The organism is Algoriphagus mannitolivorans DSM 15301 (assembly GCF_000429425.1).
GTDB lineage: Bacteria > Bacteroidota > Bacteroidia > Cytophagales > Cyclobacteriaceae > Algoriphagus > Algoriphagus mannitolivorans.
This window is the reverse complement of record NZ_AUBV01000016.1, coordinates 69,552-83,823: the sequence shown is the minus strand read 5'-3', so window position 1 is coordinate 83,823 and position 14,272 is coordinate 69,552. Positions and strand designations below refer to the sequence as shown.

Genomic DNA, 14,272 nt, shown 5'->3' with positions numbered 1-14,272 from the left:
AATATACTCGTTTATGAAATCCGATTTTTATTGATCGGTGAAATTTTGTCTGGGTTTGATCCCCCCGGAGGTGTCTTCCTGGTTTTTTTGGGGAACAGGCTTCTCTTTTGGGCTGGTCTTGGGATGCTCCAAGTCATAGAGTTTGGCTTTTAAAGCATTCATTTCACTTTCCATTTTTTTGAGCTTGTCATTGAGACCGCTGCTATACATGGACACTGAGCCCCAGGTCGCCAAGAAAATAAAGGAACCGGTCAGGAAAATCTTCACCAATGAATCCGAAGTCAGCGGATCCATTCCAAACATTCCTCCCAGTGTTTCGAAGAAGATGAAAAACATCAAATACACCAGAAAGAAAAGCAATAATGCCAATTGAAGGTATTGAGCTATCTTTTTCATAAGATCAAAACTAAAGTATTTCCCAAATATTTATACCGCTTGGATGGAAGAAAGTTTCTGATACAATCCTTCCGATGCCATAAGCTGTGAATGTGTGCCCCTTTGGACAATTTTCCCTTTTTCTATGACCAAAATCTCATCCGCATGCTGAATCGTACTCAAGCGGTGAGCAATTACCAAAGTCGTCCGATTGTTCATCAGCTTGGTCAAAGCTTCCTGTACCAAGAGTTCGGATTCTGAATCCAAAGCCGATGTCGCCTCATCCAAAATCAGAATAGGAGGATTTTTGAGAACCGCCCGGGCGATGCTCAATCGTTGCCTTTGACCTCCAGAGAGCTTAGAACCCCGGTCCCCAATATTGGTCAGGTAGCCCTTTTCCAGTTGGGAAATAAAGTCATGGGCGTTGGCGATTTTAGCGGCTTCGATGACCTGAGATTCTGTCGCTCCTTCTATTCCGAAAGCGATATTGTTAAACACAGTGTCATTGAACAGGATAGACTCCTGGGTCACAATTCCCATCAAACTTCTCAAGTCTGAGGTTGAAAATTCCTTCAGGTCTGTACCATCCAGAAGAATCTGCCCCTGAGTCGGGTCATAAAATCTCGGAACTAAGTCCGCCAAGGTTGATTTTCCTCCACCAGAAGGGCCGACCAATGCGATGGTTTTTCCTTTCTCCAAAGAAAAAGTGATGTTTTGCAGAACGTTTTGGTCTTCGTAGGCGAAGCTCACATTTTTAAAATCGATGCTGGTATTAAAGGCATTCAGTGGCTTTGGTGTAGTAGGGGAAGATATCTTGGCATGGGTGTCTATCACTTGGAAAATCCGTTCAGCGGAGGCAATTCCCCGCTGAATGCTGCTTGCGGCCCTTGAGATTTCCTTTGCGGGATTAAGCACCTGCGTGAAAATAATGATGTAAGTGATAAAGTCTGAAGCTCCCAAGCTCGACTCTCCGCTCAGGACGAGACTTCCCCCGTAAACCAGAATTCCGGCAACTACCGACACTCCCAAAAACTGAGAAATTGGGGAGGCCAACTCATTTTTACGGGCCATATTCACGTTCACCTGCGAATAATATTCCGTCTCGGAATCGAACTTTCCTCGGATGAAATTCTCCGCATTAAAGGCCTTGACCACTCTCATTCCCCCGAGGGTCTCTTCCAAAATATTGACAATTCTACCCAGAGATTCTTGGCTTTGCACGGCCCTTCTTTTTAGTCTTTTGGTGATTCCCCCGATAATGGCTCCTGAGATCGGGATGATGAGAATCGTGAAAAGGGTGAGCTTGACCGACATGAAAAACAGCACCGCAAAGTAAAGAATGATCGTAGCGGGTTCCCGGAAGACCACTCTGAGAGATTGGACAATGCTGTTTTCTACCTCCTGAACATCATTGGTCATTTTCGACATGAGGTCGCCTTTTCGCTCATTGGAAAAGTATCCGATGTGGAGCTGGCTGACTTTTTCAAAAATATCCATCCGCATGCCTTTGATCACGACAGCTCTGACTTTCGCCAAAACCACCCCGGAGAGATAGGTGAAAAGGTTGGAAAGGAATACCGAGATTACAATGATGATGCAGACAAATACCAAGGTTCCCATTTTGCCATAGAGATCCTGAACATTCAGAAACTGGTGGTAAAAAAGGGAGGTAAAGTAGTCCACCGTCAATCCCAGTTCGGGAAGAGTCCGGTATTTTTCCAGACTTTCGGGGGCTACCTGCTCAAAAATCACATCAAAGAGTGGCTTGAGCAAGGTGAAATTTAACAGCCCAAAGACTATCGAAAGAAAGGCATAAAGGATATAGATCGGAGCAAACTTGCTAAAAGGCCGGGCATAGGAAAGGATCCGAAGATAGGTGTTCATTCAGTGACCAGGGGTAATTTGTCTGCAAGTTACGCAAAATAACCGGGGCTGGGTTTTTCTAATAGTTGAAGTCAGGCCGGATAAAATTCCATCTGAAGCCCAACGAAACAAATTGGCTGGTCTCTGGGGCATTTAAGTCTGCTGCTGTCCTTCTTCGGAAATAGTGAGACGCATCAATGAAGAAATTGTGGCGGAGCATGTAGGATGCGGTCAGATTGCTCTGTAGGACTTGATTTTCAATTCCCTGCCCGATGGAATTACCAAACAATCCGGTAGGACTTCCTTCCAGTCGGTTTTTCAACAGGTCTCCTCCCCAGTTAGTTTGAGCGTTTTCATCCGAGCCAAAAAGCTGATAAAACCCAGTCAGATTGATGTCTAGACGGGGAAGTGGCTGATAGCGGATAATTCCGACCAACTCCCTGAAGTTGGCTCCCCGTGGATGGGTGAGCGGAGTTCTCCAGTTGGTGTAAGACTGATAGTCGACTTTTTCCTGAAAGGTGTAGGGCCTGGCCTGATTCCATTCCAGCTGAAAATCCAGGTTGGACAGCCCGAAAGCATTGATGTACTTATAGCCCAGCTGGATTCCGTATTTGTTTCGCTTGGAGCCCTTGCCGTCGATTCCGAAAAACTCATTGAAAACAAATTCATCCAAGGCAAATTGCCCGTAGAGTTCCATTCCGGGGGTGAAGATCCATTTTCCATCCAAGCCCAGCATGACCTTGTCTGGAGTGCCTTGCTGCTGCTCCACCCAGCGAAGAAAAATAAAGGGATTGAAATAGTTGAAATTGATTTTGTCGGTCATGACGGAGGAATAGAAGCCGAAATTCATGCTTTTTCCCACATTCATCCCCAGACGATTGTAGGCAAAATATTTCTGTGGATACCTACCGTCGGTCGGCCGGCCACGGTTGTAAAACACATCCGCGGTCATTTGTGTCCATAGGTTGGTCAGCTGAAATCTCCAGACTTTGGTGTTGAACTTGACAAACATGTAGGGATTGGAAAAATCAGAAATCTGGAAGGAGCGATAGCCCTCTCCAGCAAAATTCCGGTCATGACCCACCTGCACCTCAATATGTTTGGTGATTTGAAAAGCCACATGCCCCAAGGCCGAGAAATAGCTAAAGCCTGTATCATTGTACTCTTTCCAAAAACCCTCTCCCGGCACCGCCCCATTATATCGGGCATAGCTGTTCACCCATGAAGGAAAGTAAACTTCCGAAGTGGTCAGGTAAGTATAAAACCCAACCTTTTTGTCCACTGAACCCCGAATAACCAAGCCACGGGAAAGTTGGGCGGGATTTTGGGAATTGTCTGTCTCAGTGCCCCCGCTTAGGTAAATTACAGGGCTGAGATGGATCCCAAAATCATCCCCTTCGTAGTAGGCGAAATCCCCCGGTCTTTTGTACAGCGATTTGAGGAATGGCTTTTTGGAATCAGGGATTGATCTGGAAGAAAATTCCCAAGAATCCTGACTGAGGTAATCCAGATTAAATTGATCGGCTTTAGATTGAATCAGGTTAGGATCCTCGGCCAGGCTATCCAAATACCCCGCCACTAAATCACGGCGATAGGGCTTAAATCCTGTGTTGAAATTGGGATTAGTCCTTTTTTGGAGGATTTCGTAGCGGTCTATTTTGTGATAATAATCCCGATTGTAGGGGATATAGGATCCTTGAGCAAAACTGAGATTTGTGAAAAATGAACAAATGATCAGCAAAAAGACCGCGCGAGCGAGGTTTTGGAGTGAAAAACTGTTTGGATGCATGTAGCTAAAATAGAAAATTGATAATTGCATTGATGCAAATTCAAATTTTGTTTTGGGAAATCCGAGAACCAATGAAGTAAACTAGGGGTTTCTAAAATAACAAAGTGTTAATCTGCCTGAAGCTTGGTATTTTTACCTTTGAAGAAAAATTATTGAATTATGCGAAGAATTTTTGTCATCCTGTTTTCAGCAATTCTGGTCTCCTGCTCAGTTTTGGCCCAGCAGAAAGCCGAAAAACCAAAGCTGGTTGTCGGGATAATCGTGGACCAAATGCGCCAAGAATATCTCTATCGATTTAATGATCGGTACACGGATAACGGTTTTAGAAGATTTATCAATCAGGGCTTCATGATGACCAATGGCCATTACAATTATATCCCAACTTTCACCGGGCCTGGACACGCTTCTGTTTATACTGGAACTACACCAGCCACTCACGGAATCATCGGAAACAGTTGGTACAATAAACTTTTGGCTAAATCCATCTATTGCGCTGAGGATAGCACCGTGAATAATGTTGGGGGGACTCCAGGAAACGGAAAAATCAGCCCTAGAAATATGCTGACCACGACCATTTCTGATGAAATGCGCTTTGCCACAGCCATGAAATCCAAGACTGTTGGAATAGCCATTAAGGATCGAGGAGCAAGTCTTCCTGCAGGACATACAGGGGACGCGTATTGGTACGATGATCAAAATGGGGACTGGATGACATCCACTTTTTACTATGACTCTCTTCCCAATTGGGTGGCTGCGTTTAATGCAAAAAAGCGCCCAGACCACTATTTGGGGATGACTTGGGAAACGCTTTTTCCAATTAACACCTACGTAAATAGCCTTCCGGATAACAATGAGTTTGAAGGTCCATTTATAGGAAAAGAAACTCCTACTTTTCCTTATCAGTTGGACACACTGCGTCAAAATAATGGCGGTTACGGTCTGATTGCTTCTACTCCTTTTGGAAATAGCCTGACTTTGGAATTTGCTTTAGCGGCAATTGAAGGGGAGAAGTTAGGTCAAAGAGGAGTGACCGATATGCTGGCAGTGAGTTTTTCAAGCCCTGATTATATCGGACACCGATTTGGACCCTCTTCTGTAGAGGTAGAGGATAATTACCTGAGATTGGACAGGGACTTAGCCAAACTTTTTGACTACCTGGACAAACTATTAGGTAAAGACCAGTATTTGGTGTTTCTCTCTGCTGACCACGCGGTGGCTGAGGTGCCAAGTTACTTGGTCAGCAAAAATGCTCCCGGGGGTAATTTTAATAGTTCCTCGGCCTATGGACAGCTTAGAGGATATACTAATGCAAAATACGGAGAAGGGGACTGGATCTTGAGTTTTTCCAATGAGCAGGTATTTCTCAACAAGGATTTAGCTCAGGAAAAGAAGGTGGATTTTGAAATGCTCCAAAGAGACATTGCGGAATTTGCCTTGAGGTTTAAAGGTGTAAAAGAGGCCTACACGGCATCGGACATGAGGACTAAGGAATTCACTCAAGGTAGAGCAGGTCTTCTTCAAAGAGGCTTTAATCACAAGGCATCGGGCGATGTGCTGCTTGTGCTGGAGTCAGGATGGCTTGCAGGAGGACAGAGAGGGACTACCCACGGCTCTGGATATACTTATGATACTCATGTTCCAATCGCTTTTTATGGATGGGGAATCAAGCCCGGCAAAAGTGCCACTTACACCTCGATTACGGATATAGCTCCGACCTTGGCAGTGATGTTGGGAGTCAAATTCCCAAGTGGAGCGACAGGGCAGCCGATTACAGAAATTCTCGACTAAAAGCAAAAAGAGGCTGTCTCAATGGTGGGGTTTGTCACATTGAGCGAAGTCGAAATGTGGTCCAAATAACTGGAAACCGCCTTCGACTCCGCTCAGGCTGACATCGAAACAATTTATGAGACAGCCTCTTTTTTTTATTCTGTCCAGCTCATGGGATAGTTTTTATCCACAAATTCAAGTGCATCGGTGGTGATGTACAGGGATTTAAAGGTGTCCAGCATCACCGCATATTCTTCAGTTTCTTTGGCACCAATGGATTTTTCCACTGTTCCTGGATGTGGGCCATGAGGAAGGCCTCCCATATGGATGGTGAAAGAACCACGGTCGATTCCCTTTCTGCTCATAAATTCCCCTTCAGCATAATAAAGAACCTCATCTGAGTCGATATTGCTGTGATTGTAAGGAGCAGGAATCGCCAAGGGATGGTAATCAAACAGTCTCGGTACAAAAGAGCAGATGACAAAGCCCCAAGCCTGGAAAGTTTGATGTACTGGAGGTGGCTGATGAATCCTGCCGGTTATTGGCTCGAAATCATGGATAGAAAGCGCATAGGGATATAAAAACCCATCCCAACCCACAATGTCCAAGGGACTGTGCCCATAGAGATATTGATGCAGCATTCCCTGCTTTTTGATCTGTACCAGATAATCACCCGGCTGATCTTCGATATGAAGTTCATGCGGTGGGCGAATATCCCGCTCGCAATAAGGGGAATGTTCCAGCAACTGACCTACCTCATTTCTGTATCGTTTGACCGTCTCTATTGGGCCATGGGATTCGATTACTAAAAGGCGAAGCGGGCCCTCTTCTTTAAATTCAAACCGGTAAATAGTTGTTCGGGGAATGACAACATAATCGCCTTTCCGTACTTCTAATTTTCCGAATTGGGAATACAGGACGCCTTCACCATCGTGGATGTAAATCAGTTCGTCTCCATCGGCATTTTTGAAGTAATAGTCCATCTTTCGCTGCTTCGGGGAGCAGATTCCCATCATCACGTCGCTATTCATCATCAGCATTCTTCTTGCGCTGAGGTAATCCTCACCGGTAGTCTCGATGCCGGAAGTCTTGAGATGGGTTTGATTCAAGCCATGTTCTTTCGCTGGTTGCCAAGAATAAGGTTTGGGAGTCCCGATGGATTTGACTGCATTGGGATTGTAGATATGGTAAAGATTGGAGTAAATCCCTGAGAAGCCCTTTGAGCTCACCAGCTCTTCTTTGTAAAGACTGCCGTCGGGTTGACGAAATTGTGTGTGTCTTTTTGGGGGGATTTTACCGAGTCTAAAGTAATAGGCCATGTTTTTGGGTTTTATTCAGAGTGCTAAAATACTATTTATCTGAAAGGAAAAGGTTCAACTTCTGCCAATTACTATTTCAACCCTAGGTCATCGAGGAAAGTTTTGTAATTTTCCCCATTCTTATTGCTATGAAAATCCTATTCCTAATCACTTCTTTCCTATTTATTTCCTTTTTTACATTTGCCCAAAGGCCCCAAAAAGCCAAATTGATCTGGGCTGATGAATTTAAAAAAGATGGACTTCCAGACTCCACCAAGTGGAATTATGATGTAGGAGACCACGGCTGGGGAAATGAGGAGCTTCAATATTATTCCAAAAAGGATCCTCAAAATGCCCGGGTTGAGAACGGTACATTGATTATCGAAGCACATGCTGATTCCACTCATCCAAAGGGCTATACTTCAGCACGACTAGTCACCAGGGGTAAAGCTGCCTGGCAATTTGGATACATCGAAGTGAGAGCCAAACTTCCCGAGGGCGTTGGGAGCTGGCCGGCCATTTGGATGCTGGCTGAAGAAAACAGACATGGAGGATGGCCCAGAAATGGTGAAATAGACATCATGGAGCATGTGGGATATGATCCAGGCGTGGTTCATGGCACTGTTCACACCGAGGCTTTCAATCATATTCAAGGAACCCAAAAGGGAGCTCAGACTTCGGTACCAACTTTTAAGGAGGAATTTCACACCTATGCCATTGATTGGACTGAGGAGAAAATTGATTTCTATAGAGATGGGGAAAAATATTTCACATTCGAGAATACAGGTGGGGATTATCAGGAATGGCCTTTTGATCAGCCCTTTCATTTGATTTTAAATATCGCAGTGGGCGGTGGCTGGGGAGGTCAAAAAGGCGTTGATCCCACGGTTTGGCCACAGAAGATGGTGGTGGACTATGTCAGAGTCTATGATAAAATGCCCAGTAAAAAATAGGCTTAGGCTAACGAACTAGGTAGTATTTTTGGAAAGTTATCAGAAGTATCTTATCTAGTATTATCCTTTTTGTTAGTAATACTCAAATCATGGAAGATTCTTTTGTAAGGAAGCGAAAAGTAAGAGCACTAATCATCATCGGGATTTTAATGCTGATGCTCTATGGTAAAAATCTCCTGGAACGACAATCTTTTCGAGAGATCAGCAGCACATTTACAGAAGTGTACAATGACCGATTGGTAGTTGAGAGCTACATTTTCGACATCTCTGAGCATCTTTTCCATATCCAAAAATTGATTGACCACTGTGATTTGGATTATGATTATTCCAAAGTGATCAATGAAATTTCTAGCCACGAAAGCCAGATTCTTGGAATTATATCGGAGTTTGAAGGGACGAAATTGACTGATCAGGAGGCAACTTATCTTTCTGATTTCAAAAAAATAATTGAAGTGGATCTCAATATCAAAAGTTATGATCTGCTTTATTCTGATTCTTCAGGTGTAAATCGTGACCGCGTAAAAGAATACGACAAAAAGATCAGCCGAGCCCGAAAAGATTTGGATGACCTCAGCCGAATTCAGCTCGAAGAGGGACAAAAACTAATCAGCAAAGCAAAAGTCATGATTAACCGCTCCCAGATTTGGGCTCAGTTTGAAGTAGCCTTGCTGATTATTTTATTGGTGGTGATGTTCTTGATGATTTTCAGGAAAACCTCCAGAAACGAAGGGATGATTTAAAACTCCAATGTGGCCAAATATTTGGCATTGGCTTCAGCAGCTTCCATAGGTGTGCCGGTTGGGAATCGTTCTTGTTCCACGATAAAATACTCCATCCCCAGCGTTTTAGTCCTTTTGATAAGCTCCGCGTAAGGAATTTCTCCCTGGCCAAGTAAAACGCCTCGTTGATGTGGATCGCCTGTTCCGGCTTCCGCGTCTTTCACATGGCAAAGTCTGAATCTTCCGGGGTATTTGGCAATGTAATCTCCTGGATTGACATTGGCGACATGAGCCCAGTACATGTCCAATTCAAAATCCACCAAAGCTGGGTCAGTCTCATTCATTAATACATCCTGAGGCAGTTGTCCTTCCAGCTCCACAAAGGTATAATCGTGGTTGTGGTATGCGAATTTGATTCCAAATGATTTGAGTTTTGCGCCTATTTGATTGAATTCAGCGGCTTTGCTTTGATAATCTGCGATTGATTTTTGAGGGCCAATCCATGGGCAGATCAGGTATTTCATTCCCACAGCAGCAGCTAATTCTGCCTGAGCTTCAAGGTTTTCAAATACGTTGCAGTGGGAGGAAATCATTTCAGTGTTTGCCTCGGCCATCAGTGCTTTAAACTCTTCTGGTTGAAGCCCCCAGAGGATTCCCTTTCCTCCATCATAGCCTTCCAGTTGTTTGTAGCCATATCCGCCCAAAGACTTGATGGTGGAAATTGAATCAATCGCCATGTCTTCCTTTACAGAGTAGAGTTGGATCCCGAATTTTTCAAGTGTTGATTTCATTTCATTTTCTTCCCCGCTTTCGGAGTTTTTGGAAGGAGTACAAAATTGGAGAGGCATAAAAGCAGCTCCCAAACCCATAAGGGCTGAGGATTGGATAAATTTTCTACGTTGGTTCTTCATAGATAAAGGGTAAATTAAAAAGCCTGCCCATTATAAGGACAGGCTGTATAGGTTGGAAAATTAGGATTAAATCGCGTAGGCTTTATCTCCTTTTTTATAGTCGATGCAGCCTTCATACCTTCCAGGGACCTCAATGAAATTCAAGGCTTGAGTGGCTCCGATTTCACTGGTAAAATATCCCAGAACCGTGAGGTCTCTCAGCATATTGATCACGATAGGCTGGCGAGCTTCTCCACTTGCTTTGAATTGCTCATGTAGGCCATTAAGGTAGGCAAGTCGGTCTTCAGCACTTGCTTTCATGAAGTCCGCTCCTTTTTGGTCTTTGAATTCCTTTCGGATGGTATTCAATCCATCAATGAAGGCTTGCTGCTGCTCCGCATCGTAGCAGTCCTTTACCATCATTTGCATAAACTCACCGATTTTGGTGGCTTTTGCACCTGGTGTATCCGTAGTTGGGATGATGGTTTCTCCGATTTCGTCCAAGAAAGCCAAATCATCCGGGGTAAAATTCAAATCTTCGATCTGATGATCAGGGGCACATCCTGTCAAAAGGGCTGTGGCACCAATCATCGTACCTCCCATCATCAAGGCGACACTTTTCAAAGCGTCTCTTCTGTTCATAGTTGTCATATCGTTTTGGATTAGAGGTTTTGCTTTTTAAGTTCTTCCACGGCAAAATTTGCAGCTCGAGCAGTCAGCGCCATATAGGTCAAAGATGGGTTCTGGGCAGCAGCGGAGGTCATACAAGCTCCGTCTGTCACAAACACGTTCTTCGCATCCCAAACCTGATTGTTACCATTCAAAACAGAGGTCTTTGGATCTCTTCCCATTCGGGCAGTACCCATTTCATGGATTCCTTGTCCGAAAGTATAGCCATTGTCATAAGTTTTGACATTTTTGAATCCTGCCACTTCAAGCATTTCGGCGGCATCATTCATCATGTCTTTGCGCATGTTCAGCTCATTTTCCTTGATTTCCGCACTCATTACCAAGGCTTCCATTCCCCATTTGTCTTTCACGGTGTCGCTCAGACGGATGTGGTTTTCATGATATGGGAGAATCTCACCAAAGGCCGTGATGCCCATGCTCCAAGGTCCCGGCTCAGTCAAGGCGTCCTTCATCGGAGCCCCAAAGCCCAACTCTGCAACATCTCTGCTCCATCCGCTTCGGCTAGCACCTCCTTGGTATCCAAAGCCTCTGAGATAATCTCTCTTTTCGCCATTGAGATTTCTGAATCTTGGAATGTATAGACCCGTTGGTCTTCGGCCAAAGTAATATTTGTCCTCGAAGCCTTCGTAAGTTCCTGCAGCACCCAATCTGAAGTGGTGATCCATCACATTGTGACCCAATTCTCCTGAGCTCGATCCCAATCCTCCAGGCCAAATGTCCGTGGCTGATCTCATCAGGATAGCCGTAGAATTGAAAGCAGAAGCACAGAGGAAAATGATTTTTGCATCAAATTCAATGGTCTGATTGGTCTGCCCGTCGATGATTTCAACCCCGGTAGCTTTTTGGGTGTCTTTGTCATAGATCAATCGGCGTACGATGGACCAAGGTCTAAGCGTCAGATTGCCGGTGGCCTGCGCTGCTGGTAAAGTAGAGGCCTGCGTGCTGAAATATCCTCCAAATGGACATCCCAAAGAACATTTGTTTCTGTATTGACAGCCAGGTCTTCCGGGAAGAGGCTGGGTGATATTCGCAGGACGTCCAATGGTCCAAGTTCTGGCTCCTTTGTAGTGTTCTTTAATTTTGGCAGCACCTGCCTCCTCTACGCAATTCATCGGCATTGGAGGCTGGAATTCTCCGTCAGGAAGAATATCCAAGCCATCTTTAGAACCGGAAACACCAATGAATTTTTCCACATAGCTATACCAAGGGGCAATATCATTGTAGCGAATTGGCCAGTCAACAGCGATTCCTTCTTTGGCGTTGGCTTCGAAATCAATATTTGCCCAACGGTAGGACTGTCTTCCCCATAGCAGGGATCTACCTCCGACTTGGTAGCCACGGAACCAGGTGAAGGGTTTTTCCTCCACATAAGGAGAATCACTTTCGTGCGCCCACCAGTCTAGGTTAAGTTCATTCAATACGTAATCTCTTCTCAGATTTGGATGGTTTTCCAATTGTTCCTGAGTTCTTCTGCCGCGATGAGGTACCTCCCAAGGCGGAAGGGTAGCTGTTTTATAATCTTTCACATGCTCGACCATCGGGCCCCTCTCCAGAAGCAATACTTTCAGCCCCTTTTCCGTCAACTCTTTCGCGGCCCATCCGCCGCTTATCCCTGACCCAACTACGATTGCGTCATATGATTCATTTGCCATAGGTTATGGTTTTTGGTTTAATTAGTTACACGTCACATACTTGCACTGCATGTCCCAATGCAGCGATTTTATCTTCTCCTTTTGGAATAAACTCATGGGATACATAACCCTTGAATCCTGTGTCAACAATTGCCTGCATAATAGGAGGGTAGTTGATTTCCTGCTTTTCGTCCAAGTCATTTCTCCCAGGATTTCCGGCCGTGTGATAGTGGCCAAAATACTGGTGATTATTTCGAATTGACCGGATGATATCCCCTTCATCTATCTGCATATGATAAATATCAAATAGAAGCTTAAAGTTTTCGCTGGAAATTCTTTTGCAAAGCTCAATTCCCCAAGCAGATTTGTCGCACATGTAGTCTTTGTGATCTACTCGGCTGTTTAGGAGTTCCATTTGGATTATTACTCCATGTTTCTCGGCAGTGGAAAGAATCTTTTTGAGTCCGATTTCACAGTTTTTCAAACCCGTCTCATCGTCCATTCCTCTTCTGTTACCTGAAAAAGCAATGATATTGGTATATCCAGCTTTTTGAACCAGTGGAATTACCTCTTTATAATTTTTCTCCAATTGATCATGAAATTTCGGGTCATTGAATCCATCCGGAATTCCAAGTTCTGCACCATTGCACATGGAGCAGTGGATATCATATTTTTTTAGAGTTTCCCAGTTTTTGGGTCCAATAAGGTCGATCGCTCCTACACCTACACTTTTGATGTTTTGACAAAGTTCTTCTAAGGAAAGAGGTCTCATGGACCAGGCACAAACACCGTGATTGATGTTACCTTTGAGGGGGGCAAAGTGCTCATTCTTCCATTCAAAAGAAGAAAGAGAGCCTACTGCCGCTCCGCCAAAGGCTAGTTTTTTGAAAGCAGAGCGCCTTCCTGAATTGAATTCCATGGGTTATTTAGGGTTAAGGTCAAGGTTTGATTTTTTCACTTTTGAAAAAGGAGATGAAAAATAGCAAAACCAAAATGGAAATCCCAGAAGGAATAATCCAAATTGCCATCCAATTGTGATTTCCGGCAGAGTTGAGGAAATGATTGGAGATTTGACCTGCAGCCCAAAAACCGATTAGCATGCCTATTCCATAGGTTGCCAAAGTGATTAAGCCTTGTGCGGAAGACTTATACCGCTCTCCCGCATGCGAATCGGTGTAGATCTGTCCACTGACAAAAAAGAAATCATAACATACTCCGTGAAGAGCGATGCCGACCAACAACATCCAAACACCCGAATCAGCATTGCCAAGGGAAAAGAAAACATAGCGTAAGGCCCACGCCAGCATGGCCACGATGAGGGTTTTTTTGATGCCAAACCGAGAAAAGAACACCGGCAAAGCCAACATAAACAGCACTTCAGAAATCTGCCCTATGGTCATTATGCCGGTCGAGTTTTCTACACCAATTTCTGTCAGGAAAGGGCTGGCATTTTGATAATAGAAAGCTAATGGGATGCAGATCAAGATCGAGGAAAGAAAGAATATCGCGTAATTTTTGTGCTTCAAAAGGGACAAAGCATCAAGGCCTAAAGCTTCGTATAGGTTGAATTTTCCGGAGGTTTGTGCTTGCGGAGGAGTGGAGGGTAGCGTAAAACTATAAATCCCCAATACCAGGGAAACAAAAGCAGCCATAATCCAAGTGTTTTTGAGCAGGCCTTCTGCAAGTCCTTGTTGGCTGTCCCAAGACAAATAAGAAATCAAAAGACCGGCCGCAATCCAACCTATAGTTCCCCATACCCGGATGACAGAAAATTCCTTTTCAGGATTACTCATTTGGTTGAAAGAAATAGAATTAACCAGGGCTAGGGTAGGCATAAACAAAATCATATAGATCAGTAAAAAAGGGAAAAAGCTTCCAAAATCGACCGAACTATATAGCATATACATCAATGCTGCCCCGACCAGATGAATCACTCCGAGGATTTTTTGAGCTTGGAAATACCGATCTGCAATGAGCCCTACAATAAAAGGAGCAATGATGGCTCCAAAGGATTGGGTGGAAAAAGCCAACGAGATGTCTTGATCTTTGGCTTGAAGGTTATTTCCTAAGAAAGTGCCCATGGTCACATACCATGACCCCCACACAAAAAACTCCAAAAACATCATTAAAGAAAGTCGGGTTTTGACTGAGAAATTCATGGGAGGCTAGTTTGGGGAAGGATGGAAATGTATGAGGGAATTTAGAAATTGGGCTTTTTGCTGTATTTTAAGCATCTCTTCTGAAATAGTGAAAAAAGGAGTAAAAAAGTTTTGGTCAAGCCATTCATAACCCAATGG

The 14,272-nt window shown here is 44.3% G+C and carries 12 protein-coding genes; 3 read left to right on the top strand and 9 right to left on the bottom strand.

Features of this window, described 5'->3' with window-relative positions:
* Positions 1-27: 27 nt before the first annotated feature.
* From G458_RS0116075 to G458_RS0116065, 3 genes are read right to left on the bottom strand one after another with little or no spacing between them, the layout of a single operon-like run.
* Entirely contained in the window at positions 28-396 is a 369-nt protein-coding gene (locus G458_RS0116075; RefSeq protein WP_026952801.1) for a hypothetical protein, read from the bottom strand.
* A gap of 30 nt (positions 397-426) precedes the next feature.
* Complete coding sequence (locus G458_RS0116070; protein WP_026952800.1) at positions 427-2,259, bottom strand: ABC transporter ATP-binding protein; 1,833 nt, start codon at positions 2,257-2,259, stop codon at positions 427-429.
* Between the two features lie 58 nt (positions 2,260-2,317).
* Entirely contained in the window at positions 2,318-4,057 is a 1,740-nt protein-coding gene (locus G458_RS0116065) for a hypothetical protein (RefSeq protein ID WP_245579281.1), read from the bottom strand.
* 129 nt (positions 4,058-4,186) lie between these two features.
* On the opposite strand from G458_RS0116065, the gene pafA reads away from it, so the two are divergent.
* Positions 4,187-5,815: an alkaline phosphatase PafA gene (gene pafA, locus G458_RS0116060; protein WP_026952798.1), complete on the top strand. Its 1,629-nt coding sequence runs from the start codon at positions 4,187-4,189 to the stop codon at positions 5,813-5,815.
* Between the two features lie 134 nt (positions 5,816-5,949).
* Here the strand turns inward: pafA and G458_RS0116055 are convergent, their stop codons facing one another.
* Complete coding sequence (locus G458_RS0116055; RefSeq protein WP_026952797.1) at positions 5,950-7,113, bottom strand: homogentisate 1,2-dioxygenase; 1,164 nt, start codon at positions 7,111-7,113, stop codon at positions 5,950-5,952.
* Positions 7,114-7,241: 128 nt separating this feature from the next.
* Here G458_RS0116055 and G458_RS0116050 point away from each other — a divergent pair, with 128 nt between their 5' ends.
* Together G458_RS0116050 and G458_RS0116045 are read left to right on the top strand one after the other, a co-directional pair.
* A complete protein-coding gene (locus G458_RS0116050; protein ID WP_026952796.1) occupies positions 7,242-8,045 on the top strand; it encodes a glycoside hydrolase family 16 protein in 804 nt (267 codons plus the stop codon).
* Positions 8,046-8,134: 89 nt separating this feature from the next.
* The gene (locus tag G458_RS0116045; protein WP_026952795.1) at positions 8,135-8,785 is read left to right on the top strand and encodes an MCP four helix bundle domain-containing protein; all 651 of its coding nucleotides are present in this window, start codon (positions 8,135-8,137) and stop codon (positions 8,783-8,785) included.
* On the opposite strand, the gene G458_RS0116040 is transcribed toward G458_RS0116045, so the two are convergent.
* The 5 genes from G458_RS0116040 to G458_RS0116020 all read right to left on the bottom strand — a co-directional run bounded on the left by G458_RS0116040 (position 8,782) and on the right by G458_RS0116020 (position 14,134).
* Positions 8,782-9,675, bottom strand: coding sequence for a sugar phosphate isomerase/epimerase family protein (locus G458_RS0116040; protein ID WP_026952794.1), 894 nt, complete (start codon positions 9,673-9,675; stop codon positions 8,782-8,784). The two genes, G458_RS0116045 and G458_RS0116040, sit on opposite strands and share 4 nt — an antisense overlap.
* A 66-nt stretch (positions 9,676-9,741) precedes the next feature.
* Positions 9,742-10,296 carry a gluconate 2-dehydrogenase subunit 3 family protein gene (locus G458_RS0116035; protein ID WP_026952793.1) on the bottom strand — a complete coding sequence of 185 codons (555 nt, stop codon included), beginning with the start codon at positions 10,294-10,296 and terminating at the stop codon, positions 9,742-9,744.
* A gap of 20 nt (positions 10,297-10,316) precedes the next feature.
* Positions 10,317-11,996 (bottom strand): GMC oxidoreductase, encoded by a 1,680-nt coding sequence (locus G458_RS0116030; RefSeq protein WP_026952792.1) that lies wholly within the window; start codon positions 11,994-11,996, stop codon positions 10,317-10,319.
* Between the two features lie 25 nt (positions 11,997-12,021).
* On the bottom strand, positions 12,022-12,894 hold the full coding sequence (locus G458_RS0116025) for a hydroxypyruvate isomerase family protein (RefSeq protein ID WP_026952791.1): 873 nt from the start codon (positions 12,892-12,894) through the stop codon (positions 12,022-12,024).
* A 19-nt stretch (positions 12,895-12,913) separates the two neighbouring features.
* Entirely contained in the window at positions 12,914-14,134 is a 1,221-nt protein-coding gene (locus G458_RS0116020; protein WP_026952790.1) for a nucleoside permease, read from the bottom strand.
* Positions 14,135-14,272 lie beyond the last annotated feature (138 nt).

Excerpts from the sequence above, each read along its gene's own strand:
- G458_RS0116050 (WP_026952796.1), top strand. The coding sequence starts at position 7,242 with ATGAAAATCCTATTCCTAATCACTTCTTTCCTATTTATTTCCTTTTTT.
- G458_RS0116040 (WP_026952794.1), bottom strand. The coding sequence starts at position 9,675 with ATGAAGAACCAACGTAGAAAATTTATCCAATCCTCAGCCCTTATGGGT.
- G458_RS0116065 (WP_245579281.1), bottom strand. The coding sequence starts at position 4,057 with ATGCAATTATCAATTTTCTATTTTAGCTACATGCATCCAAACAGTTTT.
- G458_RS0116035 (WP_026952793.1), bottom strand. The coding sequence starts at position 10,296 with ATGAACAGAAGAGACGCTTTGAAAAGTGTCGCCTTGATGATGGGAGGT.
- G458_RS0116045 (WP_026952795.1), top strand. The coding sequence starts at position 8,135 with ATGGAAGATTCTTTTGTAAGGAAGCGAAAAGTAAGAGCACTAATCATC.
- G458_RS0116030 (WP_026952792.1), bottom strand. The coding sequence starts at position 11,996 with ATGGCAAATGAATCATATGACGCAATCGTAGTTGGGTCAGGGATAAGC.
- pafA (WP_026952798.1), top strand. The coding sequence starts at position 4,187 with ATGCGAAGAATTTTTGTCATCCTGTTTTCAGCAATTCTGGTCTCCTGC.
- G458_RS0116020 (WP_026952790.1), bottom strand. The coding sequence starts at position 14,134 with ATGAATTTCTCAGTCAAAACCCGACTTTCTTTAATGATGTTTTTGGAG.
- G458_RS0116070 (WP_026952800.1), bottom strand. The coding sequence starts at position 2,259 with ATGAACACCTATCTTCGGATCCTTTCCTATGCCCGGCCTTTTAGCAAG.
- G458_RS0116055 (WP_026952797.1), bottom strand. The coding sequence starts at position 7,113 with ATGGCCTATTACTTTAGACTCGGTAAAATCCCCCCAAAAAGACACACA.
- G458_RS0116025 (WP_026952791.1), bottom strand. The coding sequence starts at position 12,894 with ATGGAATTCAATTCAGGAAGGCGCTCTGCTTTCAAAAAACTAGCCTTT.
- G458_RS0116075 (WP_026952801.1), bottom strand. The coding sequence starts at position 396 with ATGAAAAAGATAGCTCAATACCTTCAATTGGCATTATTGCTTTTCTTT.